Source organism: Hoeflea algicola, from assembly GCF_026619415.1.
Classification (GTDB): domain Bacteria; phylum Pseudomonadota; class Alphaproteobacteria; order Rhizobiales; family Rhizobiaceae; genus Hoeflea; species Hoeflea algicola.
Genome location: NZ_JAOVZR010000001.1, coordinates 4,853,505 through 4,867,303, shown reverse-complemented (window position 1 = coordinate 4,867,303; position 13,799 = coordinate 4,853,505). Strand labels below are relative to the sequence as shown.

The following is a 13,799-nucleotide window of genomic DNA, read 5'->3' as shown; positions in this document are numbered from 1 at the left end:
TTTGCCTCGGCAAGTCCGACTTTGACCACGCGGCGATAAGCTTGTGTGTTGAGCGCGGCCGTGACAACCAGGTGTTTTGTTTTTGGCGCTTCTTTGACGCCGGTCGCAATGCCATCGATGGGCGAGAAGAAATGTCCGTCCAGCGCATGAACGGCGTGGTAATTGCCGGTTGCGAGATCGACCGTCTCGACGCTCACGCCGGTATCGGTCAGCCATTTGATCAGCAGCGGCTTGACGGCCATGGCGATATCGCCAGCGCGGTTCCATCGAGCGGGACGGCACTGATCTCGATTGGCCCACCGGAAGCCGTACCAGATAGACCGCTCGCACGGCTTGCCGATGTCCGCGAGCGACATGCGGACCGGGCGCGCCTTGGGCCGGTCAACCGCCTCGATTGCATCGACGGTCGGATTGAGGGGTGCGGGGAACGCGGTCATGATGCAAGCGCCAATGGCCTGCGGACGCGCTCAATAGCCTCGCGCCTGAAACGCTGGGGTTTTCCGGCCTCATACCAGAATGCCACACGAGGCGGCTCATGGTAGCAGGCAATCACCAGCGGGTCGGCATAGGCGAATTTGCGCTCGGCCTTGCGCAACGTCGCGCCGCTATCCATGGCTGTATCAACAATCAGCAGTCTGCCAAGGTGCGTCGGCACTTTTGCGCCATACGGGATGAAAGGAATGTGCAACAGGTGACTGGCGTAAACAGCGGCCACCGCACCCGATCTGCCCGGTCCTGTGACACTTCCAATGGTCAAGTCCTCACAGTCAGCGGAAAGGACGTGAGCTATCCGTGCGTGAAACTCTTGCTCGGAAACGATCCGCATCATGCCACCTCCCCACGCCGCATGACATGCGCAGTGGTCGTGATCAGCGAGCGCGCACGGGCACGATTGAAGGCATGAAAGCCCTCGACTTCACCGGCTGCCGTCAGGTCGACGGGAGCACAAAGCGAGGTCTCGCGAGGATTGTTGAAGTTGGGGTTTGGCTGATTTGAGCGCCATTCCAGCGAACTGGTCTTGAAAGACAAAGCTTCCTTGTTCATTGTCGCGGTCCTTTCGCGGTCAATGTGAAAATCGTTGATTGTGATCGGGTGCCGGGCGGGTGCGGTTTACGAGGCCTGTTGCCCGCCCGGCTGCTTAATCAGAATGGAATTTCATCATCCGCCATCGCAGGCGCGCCCGATTTCAGATGCGCGAACGGATTGGCATTGCCACCACCAGCCGCAGGGGCCTTGCCGGGGGCGGGACCGCGCGTCGTCGGCGCCGGACCGCGCGAGGCGGGGGCGGTCCGGGCGGCGGGACCGGCATTGGCGGGCTTGACGTTGGTTATCTCATTCTGCGGCCCATACTGCCCGGTCGGGTCAGTCTTGACCTTGACCTTGATGATGCATGGGATCTGCAAAAGTTCGTCGGTGTCGGCGACGTTCATCTTGCCGGTCGCCTCGCGGACCATGGCAAACTGCGAATTGGCAATCGAGATCACCTTGTCGAGCTTGTTCATGTTCTCGGCCCACATATTGAGCCGCTGCCAGATCAGACGACCTGCGAAGTGCTCGCCCGTGATCTTCCACGTCAGCACCAGGCAACGGCCCTTCTCGGACTTGCTGGAAACCTCGGCAATCTCGGACTGCTCGATCACGGCCAGATATTCACCGGCCGGGATCGGGTCGAAATCGCCCGAAGACGGTTCGGCATTCTGGTCATAGTGTCCTGCGATCTGTACCATCACGCGGCATCCTTCTGTTCTTCCGCATCTTCAACGACTGCGGGCTTTGTTTCATCAAATCCGGGGAGATATGGAGCAAGGGCTGCGAAGCCCTGCCCCTTGTCGTAGCGAAGATCGGGCGGAATTCCGTACCGGTTCTTCGCATTGATCGAAGGCTTGCCGACCGTGCGCATCATAATGATTTCGCCACCAGATGCGCGAATACGAGCCGTGCTCTTGTCATTCTTGGCAGTGGTTCCGGATTTCGTTTCCGCCTTGATAATCACGTTGCGCTTCATGCAAATGATCGCATCAAGCCAGCGCTCGACCAGGGCCCGGTGATCCGCCCTGCCCTGATCGCCTTTCTTCGGCGAGTGCAGAGCGATCTGGTATTGGTCGTATGCCTGGGACTCGGGGTCGTGGTGTTCCTGCACCGCCGCATGGGCGATCAGAACGATTGCCATCCCGCGGTCATTGCGCAGAGCGTCCAGCATGGCGATGAATTCTTGCCAGATCGTGGTGGCGAACATGTAGCCCTTGTTGAACGGAAAATCTTCCATCCGGGCATAGGTGTTGCCTTCATCGTCGCCGCGCGCGCAAGTCTCATCATAGATGAGCTTTTGCAGTTCGGTTACGCTGTCGATGACGACTGTTTTTCGGTCGTGATCGCCTTCATAAAGTGCGGCCAAGCCTTCGCAAACCGCCTGATAGCTCGTAAGCTTTTTCTTCCTGAACGCAGGGATACCCTTCGGGATATCGCCGGGCGAACCATCTTCGACCTGAAAAACCACAGGCCTAGGAAACTCTACACCAATCGATGTCTTGCCCATTCCGGGTCGCCCGTAAAAGAGCATGCGAGGCGGGTCCGTCGCCTCCATTGTTTCGAGATCACTCAGGCTGATAGCCATGATCGTCTTCTCCAAATTCGAGTTGTGGCGCGTCAACCACCAATGCCCCGCTTGCGCCATCTTGCGAGGGGTGGAACGTCAGCGTCATGCGCTGGCATGGGTAAATGGCGATGTGAGCCAGATAATTGGCCTTTGGCGACCAGAACACGAAGGCAGCGGTCACAAACCGGTCATCATCAATGATTTCAGCCTTGACCAGAGCGTCAAGAGCAGCCTTTGTCCGATTGTCGATATCGGCCTGCGATGAATGCCGCTCGACGCCGATCAGGACGATGACGCGACCCGCCACCTTCCGGACGTGCTGCGACCTGATTGCGGTTGCGGCCTGCATCTTCCAATCGGTATATTGTGCGGTCGGAATGCGACCCTTGCCGGTCTTGTTCAAAAACAGATTGTTTGTCGAGGGTGGCGCCGGAATGGTAAAGGTGACCGGGACGGGCTTGGGAGTTTCAACCGCCCCGGTCGGGACGCCTGGCACGGTCGTCCGGTTGGTGTTTGTTTGCGCGTGAGCAGTCATCAGTCAGTCGCTCCGATATTCGCGCGGCCCACAGCAGTATCCTGATCGCTCTTGCTCGCAGCGTTTCCGCGCGATTGATGAGCCTGTCCGAACGCCATTTCGCGAAGCGCCTGACGATGCTGGCTGTAGAATTCCGCATCTGTGGCCTCCATGTGCGAAAGCGTGTTTGAGATACTGTTCAGGAAATCGTTGTGGTCGGCCCGCTTGGCCTTTGCGGTCTCGCGGCGCTGGGCCTCGATCTGACTGATAACCTCGAGCTCGCGAATTTCGCGCCAATCGATCTTTGCCGCCTCTTTGTGAAAAAGCCCGCGAACACGACGCCGGGTCCAATGTGGATAAAACTCGGTGATCGCGTCATAAACGCGATCAACTGCAGAACTTTTGCTGTCCCAACAATGAAATGCGATACGCTTGATAAGATCGTGCGCTTCCTGAGAACTGTTGAACGATGGAACGGTTACGCCAGACATGGTTCGCTCCTTTGGTGTCCGTGTTTGCGGGTAATTACCCATGACGTTGTCTCCAATTCTGATGATGATGATGGAGACAACGGTGAAACGAACGATTGGCGCGGGATGGCCTGCAAGCGATCGCGATCAATCGAAAAAATATTCGCCGGACAGGAAGCGGGGGACTGCACCTGCCCGGCTGGACGCACACACTGAGGAATATGGGAGGATGTGTGCGTATTGGAAATCATGCTGCCACTCCCGCGCCCTTGGCGGCGATCCGCGCAAGAACATCAAGGGTGACGCCATCAATGCCCCGATCCGATGCAGACGCGACCAGAGCAGCCCAATATTTCGACGGGATGCCGTCACGGGTGTATATGTTGGTCGCGTGTTGCGGGGTCACGCCGATATCGGCGGCGAAATCGCCCCGGCTCGGCCACTGGTCAATGATGGTTCGAAAGCTGTTCATGCCGCATTTATACGTTTTGTGTAATTTTCAGTCAATACGTTTTGTGTATTATTTTTTGATAAGCCGCTAGGCCATGGACAAATTTGCACAAAGATTGAAAGAGGCGAGGGAAAAGGCGGGGTATCGCAGCGCCCGCGAGGCGGCCGAAACCCTGCAATGGACGTACAGCACCTACGCCTCGCATGAAAACGGTGGACGGATGCCGAAACCGGACTTGATAAAAAAATATGCCCGAGCGTTCAGCGTGGGCGCGGGTTGGCTGATAACAGGCGAACCTAAAAGTGCACAGCCTATTGAACCTCGCGAAAAAATAGGCGTAGTATCGGTTAGTGGCGAGGTTCAAGCTGGCCATTGGGTAGAAGAAGATAGTTTTTCGTTTCAAGATACCTCATACGTGCCAATGTCGCCCAACCCACAGTATTCACCGGAGTCACAAACAGCGTTTCTTGTTCGGGGCCAGAGCATGAACAAGAAAGTTCAGGATGGCGATTACGTCATTGCGGTCTGGATTGATCAGACCCGCGATGCGATCGACAATGACATTGTTGTGATCAGACGCCGACACGGCCAACTGGTCGAGACCTCGCTGAAACGCTTGCGCATTATTGACGGCCATCCGAAGCTTTTTCCTGAGAGCACCGATCCCAAGCATCAAAAACCGCTCGACCTGGGCGACCCGGAAAACGGTGATTGTGTTGAAATAATCGCCCGCGTTATCGGGTCATATAGAGACCTCACATAAAATTACACAAAACGTGTTGACAATTACACGGTTTGTATAGATGCTGTCTCCATAGCCAATCACGGCAATGGAGATTTTTGGATATGAACCACACGAACCAATCCACCGCGGTCTTCCTGATCAACGAGAGCACCCGCGCCATCCTCGTCACATACGAGGAAGGTGACTCCGCTCCGCGCACAATGTTCAAGACATTTGATCAGAACATTGAAGTTGATGACATGGTCATCGTCCCGACCAACACCCGCCACAAGATGACCGTCTGCAAGGTGGTCGATGTCGATGTCGATGTCGATTTCAACAGCGGCACACTTGTCGAGTGGATCATCGGCAAGGTCAGCACTGATGAATATCAGGAAGTCGTGCGCCGCGAAAAAGATGCACTAAAAACCATCAGGTCGGCGGAAGTCCGTCGTGAGCGCGAGAAGCTCAAGGAAGCTCTCTTGGCTGATTTGAACGGATCGAAAGATGACCGTTCCATAGCATTGCTTGCCGGTGATCTCGACAAGCCATCTGGCGAATAACCCGCAATTCTTGCCGTGACCTGGTGTCTAACTCCACAGGAGCGGCAAGAGAGTGATGCATGCGCATCACTCTATAAGAGTGTGTAACTACTCTTTGAGCACTGCCAACAGGGCGTTGGCGTGGGGTTGAAAAGACGAAGTCGACGCCCTTACCGCAGTTCCATTTTGGAGGAATTTACAATGGCTTGCTGCCCGAAATGCGGAAGACAGAAAGTCGGGAAGGATTTGGAAAAGAGGCGGCGCTGCCGAAGGTGCGGCGTCCTTCCGGGCCAGACCATCATGAACCGCAGCGGTTCGCCATCGAACCCGCGCCCATTACCCCGCCACGAAAAAAGGCCTTTGGAGGCATAATCATGCATCTTTACCTCGACATCGAAACAATCCCCACGTCCGACCCTGCAATTATCGAGCGGGTAGCGGCCAACGTCACCCCGCCAGCCTCGATGAAAAAGGCCGACACCATTGCAGCGTGGGAAGCTGAAAAGAAGCCCGAAGCGGTAGCCGAAGCGGTCAACAAAACCGGCCTGAATGGCGCATATGGTAAGGTCGCGTTTATCGGCTTTGCGCTTGATGATGATCCAGTCGAATGTTGGTCATGGCCGCTCTATCATGAGAGCGAGCGCGACTTGCTGGCCGGGTTCTCGGAAGCTCTGAGAGATATCCCGCTAGGCCGCGTTCCAACCATCGTCGGTCACAACATCGCAAACTTCGATCTGCGTTTTATCTGGCAGCGCGCCATGGTTCTCGGCGTCCGCATGCCAGGCTGGTTTCCGCGCGATCCGAAGCCATGGGGCGATGACGTGTTCGACACCATGACCAAATGGGCCGGCGCTCGCGATTATATCAAGATGGACGAATTGTGCTTTGCACTTGGCCTTGATGGCAAGAGTGATGTTGACGGCTCTATGGTCGCTCAGATGTTTGCCGATGGTGAATATCAGAAGATCGCCGACTATTGCATTGACGATGTGGAGAAGGTTCGCCGCGTCCACAAGCGTATGCAGGTCGCATTTGGCGAGGCTGCGTGATGGTCGCGTCACACAACTGCCCGAACTATCCAGGGTGTGGCGATTATGACGCCAGATGCGCCACAGGCATCAATATTCCATGCATCATCCACCCGCCGTTTGATGGCGAGAACCTGACCAGAGAGCGCGAAGCTCTTGGCGGTCCCTGCCCTATCTATCCACCCACCTTTGTGCAGCTCGCAGTCACCGCCGCCCTGATCGGGCTGGCATGGCTGGTGATCTGCGCTGCTGATTGGAGTATGCCGGTATGACCTTCCTCACCCCAAACCAGACAACACTTGTCCTGACCGCGCTTCCATCAATGCACCGGCCCGGCGTCGTGCATCGCTTTTTCGAGCAGTCGGAAATGTTCGGCGTCGAGTTCGGCAGTGCAGAAGAATGGTTGCAGTCATATGGCAACGATCTGGATAATGTCGAAGCGGTCTATCGGCTTGATCTGTCCATGTCGTCAGCGCCGGCCAATGTGTCAGAAGAAGTCGCCAGCGCATGGCTCGACTTGAACCCATACGCAAAGGCTGCCGAGTTCCCGCCCATCGTCGAGAATTCAACCGCGGCACGGCCATATCAGCTTGCGATTGATCGTGACGGCGCGGCCGACCTGGCAAACGACTTGCAGCGTGATCGTGAGGTGGCGTGATGGTGAGCGTGGAACAGATCGAAGCGGCCAAGAAGGCGCTTGAAGAACTGGCCAACTCCTCGATGAATATACCTCTAAGGGATTGGTGCAGGATCAGTGAGACAATTCTTTCCGCCCTTTCTGCTGCGGAAGCGCAGGAGGTGAAGCCCCGCGTAAAAAAGCTGGTGTGGGACCGTGGCGTCGTAGATTGGGCGAGGCCTCTTCCCGGCATGAAGTACGTCGCTTGCTCCAGTGACCCGCACCCGCATTGGTCATGGTGGCTGGACGGTCTAGAAGGGCCGATTGACCACCATAAGTGCGCCAACGAGCAAGCCGCCAAGGCCGCAGCCCAAGCCGATTACGAGGCCCGTATCATCTCCGCGCTGATCCCTCCGGATACCTTGGATAACGGGGAAAGCTGACCGCCATGGTTGACATCATCCCTCCAGAAGAGCGTCCTATTACGCTTGCAGAGGCGTGCCGAGAGTTCTTCAACGATAAACTCAAGCCGTCATCACTGCGCACTGAGGCCAAAAAGGGGAACCTTGAGATCATTCCGATCGCAGGGAAGGACTTCGTGACACCGGCCGGGATCAAAGGGATGATTGAGAAATGCCGCGTCAAAAAAGCCAGCAAGGCTCTGGCTCAAAACAACCGGAGCCGGAGCAGAAACAGCCCGAACCTGGTACATCAAAGACGGAACCACCCGTATCTCCACAGGATGCGCTGAACACGATGTTGACGGGGCCCAAGCCGCCCTGCAAGCGTACATCGCCGCCCAATACCGACCACCAGGGAACGGTCGTGCCGATCAGATAAAGGTCGCGGACACGCTGATCGTCTACCTGCAGGAGCGTGTTGACCGCCTCAAGGGCGAGAACAAGGCCAAGTCCGAGATCGGCCGGCTCAACGCCTACATGGGCCACCTTCCAGTTTCCGAAATACGCGGCAGATTATGCCGAGACTATGCAAAGCACCGCGGCACAGAAGCCGGCGCCCGTCGAGATCTTGAAACCCTCCGGGCAGCCGTGCGCTATTACCACGCCGAATACGGTCTATCGGTTCTCCCCACCATCACCCTGCCAGACAAGAGCCTGCCCCGCGAGCGTTGGCTGACCCGCTCCGAGGTCGCTGCCCTGATCCGCGCCGCTCGAGCAACGGACAAGTGCGACCATCTGGTTCGCCTGATCCTGATCGGCGTCTACACCGGCACCAGGTTGTCAGCCATGCTCAATCTCCAATGGCGAGCCAACACCGTCGGCGGGTGGATCGACATGGACGCCGGCATCATGCACAGGAAGGCCACAGGCGAGCGTGTAGCCCATAACAAGCGCAAGACGCCCGTCCGCATCCCGAACCGCCTGATGCGATTCCTGAGAGCTTGGAGGGCCGAAGACAAAGGCCTGCCATATGTCATTCATTTCAGGGGAGAGCCGATCGTCAAGCCGCACAAGGCGTTCCGCACCATACGGGCGACTGCGGGCTTGGGAGAGGACGTGACGCCGCACATACTGCGGCACACGCGGGGAACATGGCTGGCTCAAGCCGGGGTTCCAAGCGGCCAGGCAGCCGCATCGCTGGGCATGACCGAGGCCGAATACGAGCGGACCTACCTGCACAATGACCCATCTTTCCAGGGCGCAGCTGCGGACGCTTATTGATCGTTTCGGTCCTATATCGGTCCACTACCGAAAGCGCCAAAACTCTAAGTTATTGAAAAGACTGGTCGGAGTGAGAGGATTCGAACCTCCGACCCCGTCGTCCCGAACGACGTGCGCTACCAGGCTGCGCTACACTCCGTGACCAGCGGCTGGCTTATAGACCGGCCTACAGTTCGCGACAAGCCCCCTCGCCCGCAAAAATGGCCGCCTGGTGTTCGAATGAGCCAAGCGCGGGCGGGATCGGGCCTGTCCTGGCTGGAAATGCCACTGCGGCGGCCTGCTGCGGGGTATGATTGCCGGGGCTTATTCAGGCTACGCGGAATCTGCCGGCGGGGTTGGCTTGTCGGCTTCGCCGGCATCGGCAAGCGGCTCATCGGGCTGGCCAGACAGGAAGAAGCCCCAACCAATATAGACGGCAAGGGCTACAAAGAAGACGGTCCAGCCCACTGAGCCATTGAAGAACTCGACCCCCGCCCAGATGACGACCAGGGCGAAGACAATGATTCGCCGCAAGATCGGGCGAAAAAACGGGTGCCTGAAATCGATCAAGACCATTCGCATCTGATATTCCTTCCGGTGTGAACGGCTTGCGCTCAATATAAAGGCCGACAGGTTTCGCCGCCGCCATGGATGTCACATGAAGGACACCTGAGCGCATTGGCTGATTGCGGTCAACAGGCGCCGTGCGTGTCACCAATTCCGGCCGCTGCAGATGCCACATCGAAACCGGATCTAGGTGCAGTGACGGGTAGATCTTTCGGCGACACGCCCCCGGTGGAGCGGGTGATCTCGTCGGCGGCGCGGACGATCAGCGCGCCAAACTCGGCATCGCGTTCCGGGCGCACCCGCACCGAAGGCCCCGACAGCGACACCCCTGCCACTGGTTCGCCGAAGGAATTGAATACGGGGGCCGCGATGCAGCGCATGCCCTCGGTGCGTTCCTCATTGTCGACGGCCCAACCGCGGGCGCGGGTCTCGGCCAGTTCGCGGCGCAGCGCGCCGTGGTCGATTATGGTGTTGGCGGTATGGCCGCTCAGGGCGGAAGGCAACCGGAGGCCAATCGTCTCATCGCCGAGATAGGCCATGATCGCCTTGCCAATGCCCGACGCATGACCGGGGCTGCGGGTGCCCGGCCGGAAAAAAGCGCGGATAGGCTCATGGGTTTCGATCTGGCTGACAAAGATCACCTCGCCGCCGTCGAGTATGGCCAGATTCGCGGTCTCTCCAGTTTCGGCCATGATCCGCTGCATGATCGGCCGAGAACGCTCGCTCAACTGGGTACGATCGAGAAACCCCATGCCGGTGCGAAATGCCTCGAGGCCGACAAACCAGAGCTGGCTGACCTCATCGTACTCGGTGAACCGGTGGCGGCTTAACGTCGTCAAAATGCGGTAGACAGTGGCCGGTGACTGGCCGCGCGCCTCGGCAATCTCGGTCAGCGACAGGCCGGGAGAATCGGCCACGGTCTTGAGCACGTCGATCGCCCGGTCGAGCGACTGGATGACAGCGCTTTCGCTCTTGTCGTTGAAGGCTTTCGGGCGGCCCCGGTTGCGCGCCTGTGCCTGTTTCATCGCTTGGCTCCGGTTGGCTGAGAATTGGTTTTATTCCAGTGAAAAAATCGAATTCCTTTTCAATTCAATCATATAATCACGACAAAACAACAAATGAAATACTTTTTCAAAAAAATTGCACTGTTTGCCCTGCATCCCTACCCTGAAGCATATCAAGAGCAACCGCGGCGCGCCGCGACGGGAGGCTGCAATGTCATCACAAAACCCGGTTTTCATCCCCGGTCCAACCAACATCCCTGATGAACTGCGTCGGGCCATCGACCTGCCGACGATGGACCACCGTTCCAGCGCGTTTGCCGACATGCTGCATCCGGCGCTGGCGGGCATCAAACGTGTCGTCAAGCTGCGCGACGGCGAGGCGATCATCTTTCCTGCTACTGGAACAGGGGCCTGGGAGGCAGCCGTGACCAACCTGCTGTCGCCTGGCGACACCGTGCTTGCAGCACGCCACGGCATGTTCTCGCACCGCTGGATCGACCTGTGCCGGCGCCAGGGCTTCAATGTCGAAGTGATCGAGACCGAATGGGGGCTTGGCGCACCCGCCGAAGCGCTTGGCGCGGCGCTGAGCGCCGACAAGGCCCACAAGATCCGCGCGGTGCTGGTCACCCACAACGAGACCGCCACCGGTGTCCGCTCCGATGTGGCTTCAGTGCGCAAGGCGCTTGATGCGGCGGGTCACCCGGCGCTGCTGCTGGTCGACGGTGTCAGCTCGATCGCCTCGATGGATTTCCGCATGGATGAATGGGGCGTCGACGCCGCCATCACCGGATCGCAGAAAGGTTTCATGCTGCCCGCCGGCCTGTCGATTGTCGCGCTCAGCCGCAAGGCGATTGCCGCGATGGCGACATCGACGTCGCCGCGCTGCTTCTTCGATTTCAAGGACATGCTCAAATCCAACGCCTCGGGCGGCTTTCCCTACACCCCGCCGGTCAGCCTGATCGCCGGGCTGGCACACTCGATCCGGATGCTCGAAGGTGAAGGGCTGGAGAATGTCTTTGCCCGGCATTACCGCATTGCCGAGGGGGTGCGCCGTGCCACCCGCGCCTGGGGCCTGGCGCTCTGCGCCAAATCGCCCGAACTCTACTCCGACACGGTCAGCGCCATTGTGGTGCCGGCAAATGTCGACAGCACCCGGATCGTCACCCACGCAGCGGAGAAATACCAGGTTGCCTTTAGCGTCGGGCTTGGCGAGGTCGCCGGCAAGGTATTCCGCATCGGCCATCTGGGCAGCATGAGCGATGTGATGGCGCTGTCAGGCATCGCCACGGCGGAAATGGCGATGGTCGACCTTGGCTTGCCGATCGAGCTCGGCTCCGGAGTCGCCGCCGCGCAGGAATTTTACCGCACCAGCACCAGCAACCGGCAAACCAGGGCCGCGTGAGGAAAGCCATGACCGTGCATCCTGACCCATTGGCAATGACCGTCCCGACATTTGACGATGTCGTTGCCGCGCATGAGCGCATCCGGCCCTACATCCACCACACGCCGGTGCTGACCTCGAGCTATCTCGATGAACTGACCGGAGCGCACCTGTTCTTCAAATGCGAGAACTTCCAGAAGGCCGGCGCCTTCAAGGTGCGCGGCGCCTCGAACGCGGTGTTCGGACTGTCCGAGGCGATGGCAAAGCGCGGCGTCGCCACCCATTCCTCGGGCAATCACGCGCTGTCGCTGTCTTACGCCGCCGGCCGGCGCGGCATTCCCTGCACGGTGGTGATGCCGCACACGGCACCACAAGCCAAAAAGGACGCGGTGCGCGGCTATGGCGGCAAGATCATCGAATGTGAACCGTCGACCTCGAGCCGCGAAGCGACCTTTGCCGAGGTGGTGGCGCAAACGGGCGCGGAATTCGTCCATCCCTACAACGACTCGCGGGTGATTGCCGGACAGGCCACCTGTTCGCGCGAGTTGCTCCGGCAGGTTGACGGCCTTGACGCCGTGGTGGCCCCGATCGGGGGCGGCGGCATGATTTCTGGCACCTGTCTGAGCCTGTCGACGCTGGCGCCCGGCATTCAGATCTATGCCGCGGAACCAGATCAGGCCGATGACGCGGCACGCTCGTTCCGGGCCGGTCACATTATCGCCGACGACGCACCGGTGACGGTTGCCGACGGGCTCAAGGTGCCGCTCAAGGAACTGACCTGGCACTTTGTCCAGAATTTTGTCACCGACGTGCTGACCGCTTCGGAAGACGAAATCGTCGAGGCGATGAAGCTGATCTGGAAACGCATGAAAATCGTCATGGAGCCATCCAGCGCGGTGCCACTGGCCACCATTTTGCGCAATCCCGACGTCTTCCGCGGCAAACGGATTGGCGTCATCATCACCGGCGGCAACGTCGATCTTGACCATTTGCCCTGGAACCAGTGGCCGAGGAGACCATCATGAACGCAATCAGCCAATTCGACGGACTCGAGGTCGGCTACGACATCCCCGCCCTGCCCGGCATGGACGAGAGCGAAATCCAGACCCCATGCCTGGTTCTCGATCTCGACGCGCTGGAACGCAATATCACCAAGATGGGCGCGCAAGTGCGCGAAATGGGCGTGCGCCACAGGGTGCATGGCAAGATGCACAAGTCGGTTGACGTGGCCCGGCTTCAGGAAAGGCTCGGCGGCTCGGTCGGCGTCTGCTGCCAGAAGGTATCGGAGGCCGAGGTATTTGCCCGTGGCGGCATCACCGACATTCTGGTCTCCAACCAGGTGTGCGACGCAGCCAAGATCGACCGTCTGGCGCGGTTGCCAAAGCTGGGCGCCCGCACTCTCGTCTGCGTCGATGATCTGGCCAATGTCGCAAATCTATCTGAGGCCGCAGTGCGGCATGGCAGCACCATCGAATGCCTGATCGAGATCGACTGTGGCGCAGGGCGCTGCGGGGTGACCTCGACGGCCGAGGTGCTGGAACTTGGCAAGGCAATCGCCACTGCACCCGGGCTCAAATTCTCCGGCATCCAGGCCTATCAGGGGGCGATGCAGCACATGGACAAGTACGAAGACCGAAAGGCCAAGATCGAGATTGCAGTCGCCATGGTCAGGGATGCGGTGGACGCGCTGAAGGATACCGGCCTCGACTGCGACATTGTCGGTGGCGGCGGCACCGGCAGCTATGCATTTGAAGGCAATTCGGGGATCTACAACGAATTGCAGTGCGGCTCCTACGCCTTCATGGATGCAGACTATGGCCGCATCCAGAACAAGGACGGGCAGCGCATCGACAAAAGCGAATTCGAAAATGCGCTGTTCATCCTGACCTCGGTGATGAGCCACGCGAAACCGGACAAGGCGATCTGCGATGCAGGCCTGAAGGCGCAGTCCGTCGACAGCGGGCTGCCGGTGATCTTCGGTCGCGACGATGTCAACTATGTCAAATGCTCCGACGAACACGGCGTGATCGCCGACCCCGATGGCGTGCTCAAGGTCAATGACAAGCTCAAGCTGGTTCCCGGTCATTGCGATCCGACCTGCAATGTCCACGACTGGTATGTCGGGGTGCGCAACGGCAAGGTCGAATGCCTGTGGCCGGTCTCGGCGCGCGGCAAGGCCTATTGAGTCCTAACAAATTCGGACAGAGAGCCCAGCGCAACGGGGCTTTCCAGTCTACTTTCATGA

General features: G+C 58.9%; 21 protein-coding genes and 1 tRNA gene. 11 read left to right on the top strand and 11 right to left on the bottom strand.

The window, feature by feature from the left end; genetic code table 11:
• The 8 genes from OEG84_RS23575 to OEG84_RS23540 form a co-directional block, all read right to left on the bottom strand.
• Positions 1 to 437: hypothetical protein (locus tag OEG84_RS23575; RefSeq protein ID WP_267656029.1), on the bottom strand; the 437-nt coding region annotated here is incomplete at its 3' end.
• Positions 434 to 829 carry a hypothetical protein gene (locus OEG84_RS23570; RefSeq protein ID WP_267656028.1) on the bottom strand — a complete coding sequence of 132 codons (396 nt, stop codon included), beginning with the start codon at positions 827 to 829 and terminating at the stop codon, positions 434 to 436. The genes OEG84_RS23570 and OEG84_RS23575, both read right to left, overlap by 4 nt.
• Positions 826 to 1,044 carry a hypothetical protein gene (locus OEG84_RS23565; RefSeq protein WP_267656027.1) on the bottom strand — a complete coding sequence of 73 codons (219 nt, stop codon included), beginning with the start codon at positions 1,042 to 1,044 and terminating at the stop codon, positions 826 to 828. The genes OEG84_RS23570 and OEG84_RS23565 overlap by 4 nt, the downstream gene beginning before the upstream one ends.
• Positions 1,045 to 1,142: 98 nt before the next feature.
• Positions 1,143 to 1,727: a DUF669 domain-containing protein gene (locus OEG84_RS23560; RefSeq protein WP_267656026.1), complete on the bottom strand. Its 585-nt coding sequence runs from the start codon at positions 1,725 to 1,727 to the stop codon at positions 1,143 to 1,145.
• Entirely contained in the window at positions 1,727 to 2,674 is a 948-nt protein-coding gene (locus OEG84_RS23555) for an ATP-binding protein (protein WP_267656025.1), read from the bottom strand. Before OEG84_RS23555 ends, OEG84_RS23560 begins: the two co-directional genes overlap by 1 nt.
• Positions 2,595 to 3,131, bottom strand: coding sequence for a RusA family crossover junction endodeoxyribonuclease (locus OEG84_RS23550; RefSeq protein WP_267656024.1), 537 nt, complete (start codon positions 3,129 to 3,131; stop codon positions 2,595 to 2,597). Before OEG84_RS23550 ends, OEG84_RS23555 begins: the two co-directional genes overlap by 80 nt.
• Positions 3,131 to 3,643: a hypothetical protein gene (locus OEG84_RS23545; RefSeq protein WP_267656023.1), complete on the bottom strand. Its 513-nt coding sequence runs from the start codon at positions 3,641 to 3,643 to the stop codon at positions 3,131 to 3,133. Before OEG84_RS23545 ends, OEG84_RS23550 begins: the two co-directional genes overlap by 1 nt.
• 184 nt (positions 3,644 to 3,827) lie before the next feature.
• Entirely contained in the window at positions 3,828 to 4,052 is a 225-nt protein-coding gene (locus OEG84_RS23540; RefSeq protein ID WP_267656022.1) for a hypothetical protein, read from the bottom strand.
• Between the two features lie 73 nt (positions 4,053 to 4,125).
• Here OEG84_RS23540 and OEG84_RS23535 point away from each other — a divergent pair, with 73 nt between their 5' ends.
• The 8 genes from OEG84_RS23535 (at position 4,126) to OEG84_RS23500 (ending at position 8,623) form a co-directional block, all read left to right on the top strand.
• Positions 4,126 to 4,794, top strand: coding sequence for a LexA family protein (locus tag OEG84_RS23535; protein ID WP_267656021.1), 669 nt, complete (start codon positions 4,126 to 4,128; stop codon positions 4,792 to 4,794).
• A gap of 83 nt (positions 4,795 to 4,877) precedes the next feature.
• Positions 4,878 to 5,318, top strand: a complete 441-nt coding sequence (locus OEG84_RS23530; RefSeq protein WP_267656020.1) for a hypothetical protein — start codon at positions 4,878 to 4,880, stop codon at positions 5,316 to 5,318.
• A 353-nt stretch (positions 5,319 to 5,671) separates the two neighbouring features.
• On the top strand, positions 5,672 to 6,346 hold the full coding sequence (locus OEG84_RS23525) for a 3'-5' exonuclease (RefSeq protein ID WP_267656019.1): 675 nt from the start codon (positions 5,672 to 5,674) through the stop codon (positions 6,344 to 6,346).
• Positions 6,346 to 6,597 (top strand): hypothetical protein, encoded by a 252-nt coding sequence (locus OEG84_RS23520; protein ID WP_267656018.1) that lies wholly within the window; start codon positions 6,346 to 6,348, stop codon positions 6,595 to 6,597. The genes OEG84_RS23525 and OEG84_RS23520 overlap by 1 nt, the downstream gene beginning before the upstream one ends.
• A complete protein-coding gene (locus tag OEG84_RS23515) occupies positions 6,594 to 6,983 on the top strand; it encodes a hypothetical protein (protein ID WP_267656017.1) in 390 nt (129 codons plus the stop codon). Before OEG84_RS23520 ends, OEG84_RS23515 begins: the two co-directional genes overlap by 4 nt.
• A gap of 8 nt (positions 6,984 to 6,991) precedes the next feature.
• Entirely contained in the window at positions 6,992 to 7,384 is a 393-nt protein-coding gene (locus OEG84_RS23510) for a hypothetical protein (RefSeq protein WP_267656016.1), read from the top strand.
• A 5-nt stretch (positions 7,385 to 7,389) separates the two neighbouring features.
• Positions 7,390 to 7,692, top strand: a complete 303-nt coding sequence (locus tag OEG84_RS23505) for a hypothetical protein (RefSeq protein WP_267656015.1) — start codon at positions 7,390 to 7,392, stop codon at positions 7,690 to 7,692.
• A 298-nt stretch (positions 7,693 to 7,990) separates the two neighbouring features.
• A complete protein-coding gene (locus tag OEG84_RS23500) occupies positions 7,991 to 8,623 on the top strand; it encodes a site-specific integrase (RefSeq protein WP_267656014.1) in 633 nt (210 codons plus the stop codon).
• A 62-nt stretch (positions 8,624 to 8,685) separates the two neighbouring features.
• On the opposite strand, the gene OEG84_RS23495 is transcribed toward OEG84_RS23500, so the two are convergent.
• From OEG84_RS23495 to bhcR, 3 genes are all read right to left on the bottom strand, one after another.
• Positions 8,686 to 8,762: transfer RNA gene (locus tag OEG84_RS23495), tRNA-Pro, on the bottom strand.
• A gap of 173 nt (positions 8,763 to 8,935) precedes the next feature.
• Positions 8,936 to 9,184, bottom strand: coding sequence for a hypothetical protein (locus tag OEG84_RS23490; protein WP_267656013.1), 249 nt, complete (start codon positions 9,182 to 9,184; stop codon positions 8,936 to 8,938).
• Positions 9,185 to 9,294: 110 nt separating this feature from the next.
• On the bottom strand, positions 9,295 to 10,194 hold the full coding sequence (gene bhcR, locus OEG84_RS23485) for an HTH-type transcriptional regulator BhcR (protein ID WP_267656012.1): 900 nt from the start codon (positions 10,192 to 10,194) through the stop codon (positions 9,295 to 9,297).
• A 190-nt stretch (positions 10,195 to 10,384) separates the two neighbouring features.
• Between bhcR and bhcA the strand changes: the two genes are divergently transcribed.
• The 3 genes from bhcA to bhcC are packed head-to-tail and all read left to right on the top strand — an operon-like array spanning position 10,385 to position 13,739.
• Positions 10,385 to 11,575, top strand: coding sequence for an L-aspartate--glyoxylate aminotransferase BhcA (gene bhcA, locus OEG84_RS23480; RefSeq protein ID WP_267656011.1), 1,191 nt, complete (start codon positions 10,385 to 10,387; stop codon positions 11,573 to 11,575).
• Between the two features lie 35 nt (positions 11,576 to 11,610).
• On the top strand, positions 11,611 to 12,579 hold the full coding sequence (gene bhcB, locus OEG84_RS23475) for a beta-hydroxyaspartate dehydratase BhcB (protein ID WP_267656307.1): 969 nt from the start codon (positions 11,611 to 11,613) through the stop codon (positions 12,577 to 12,579).
• On the top strand, positions 12,576 to 13,739 hold the full coding sequence (gene bhcC / locus OEG84_RS23470; protein ID WP_267656010.1) for a 3-hydroxy-D-aspartate aldolase BhcC: 1,164 nt from the start codon (positions 12,576 to 12,578) through the stop codon (positions 13,737 to 13,739). The genes bhcB and bhcC overlap by 4 nt, the downstream gene beginning before the upstream one ends.
• Positions 13,740 to 13,799: the final 60 nt, after the last annotated feature.

What these genes read in the sequence shown, in the direction of transcription:
- OEG84_RS23570 (WP_267656028.1), bottom strand. Translation starts at nt 829, where the DNA reads ATGATGCGGATCGTTTCCGAGCAAGAGTTTCACGCACGGATAGCTCAC.
- OEG84_RS23565 (WP_267656027.1), bottom strand. Translation starts at nt 1,044, where the DNA reads ATGAACAAGGAAGCTTTGTCTTTCAAGACCAGTTCGCTGGAATGGCGC.
- OEG84_RS23560 (WP_267656026.1), bottom strand. Translation starts at nt 1,727, where the DNA reads ATGGTACAGATCGCAGGACACTATGACCAGAATGCCGAACCGTCTTCG.
- OEG84_RS23555 (WP_267656025.1), bottom strand. Translation starts at nt 2,674, where the DNA reads ATGGCGCAAGCGGGGCATTGGTGGTTGACGCGCCACAACTCGAATTTG.
- OEG84_RS23550 (WP_267656024.1), bottom strand. Translation starts at nt 3,131, where the DNA reads ATGACTGCTCACGCGCAAACAAACACCAACCGGACGACCGTGCCAGGC.
- OEG84_RS23545 (WP_267656023.1), bottom strand. Translation starts at nt 3,643, where the DNA reads ATGGGTAATTACCCGCAAACACGGACACCAAAGGAGCGAACCATGTCT.
- OEG84_RS23540 (WP_267656022.1), bottom strand. Translation starts at nt 4,052, where the DNA reads ATGAACAGCTTTCGAACCATCATTGACCAGTGGCCGAGCCGGGGCGAT.
- OEG84_RS23535 (WP_267656021.1), top strand. Translation starts at nt 4,126, where the DNA reads ATGGACAAATTTGCACAAAGATTGAAAGAGGCGAGGGAAAAGGCGGGG.
- OEG84_RS23530 (WP_267656020.1), top strand. Translation starts at nt 4,878, where the DNA reads ATGAACCACACGAACCAATCCACCGCGGTCTTCCTGATCAACGAGAGC.
- OEG84_RS23525 (WP_267656019.1), top strand. Translation starts at nt 5,672, where the DNA reads ATGCATCTTTACCTCGACATCGAAACAATCCCCACGTCCGACCCTGCA.
- OEG84_RS23520 (WP_267656018.1), top strand. Translation starts at nt 6,346, where the DNA reads ATGGTCGCGTCACACAACTGCCCGAACTATCCAGGGTGTGGCGATTAT.
- OEG84_RS23515 (WP_267656017.1), top strand. Translation starts at nt 6,594, where the DNA reads ATGACCTTCCTCACCCCAAACCAGACAACACTTGTCCTGACCGCGCTT.
- OEG84_RS23505 (WP_267656015.1), top strand. Translation starts at nt 7,390, where the DNA reads ATGGTTGACATCATCCCTCCAGAAGAGCGTCCTATTACGCTTGCAGAG.
- OEG84_RS23490 (WP_267656013.1), bottom strand. Translation starts at nt 9,184, where the DNA reads ATGCGAATGGTCTTGATCGATTTCAGGCACCCGTTTTTTCGCCCGATC.
- bhcR (WP_267656012.1), bottom strand. Translation starts at nt 10,194, where the DNA reads ATGAAACAGGCACAGGCGCGCAACCGGGGCCGCCCGAAAGCCTTCAAC.
- bhcA (WP_267656011.1), top strand. Translation starts at nt 10,385, where the DNA reads ATGTCATCACAAAACCCGGTTTTCATCCCCGGTCCAACCAACATCCCT.
- bhcB (WP_267656307.1), top strand. Translation starts at nt 11,611, where the DNA reads ATGACCGTCCCGACATTTGACGATGTCGTTGCCGCGCATGAGCGCATC.
- bhcC (WP_267656010.1), top strand. Translation starts at nt 12,576, where the DNA reads ATGAACGCAATCAGCCAATTCGACGGACTCGAGGTCGGCTACGACATC.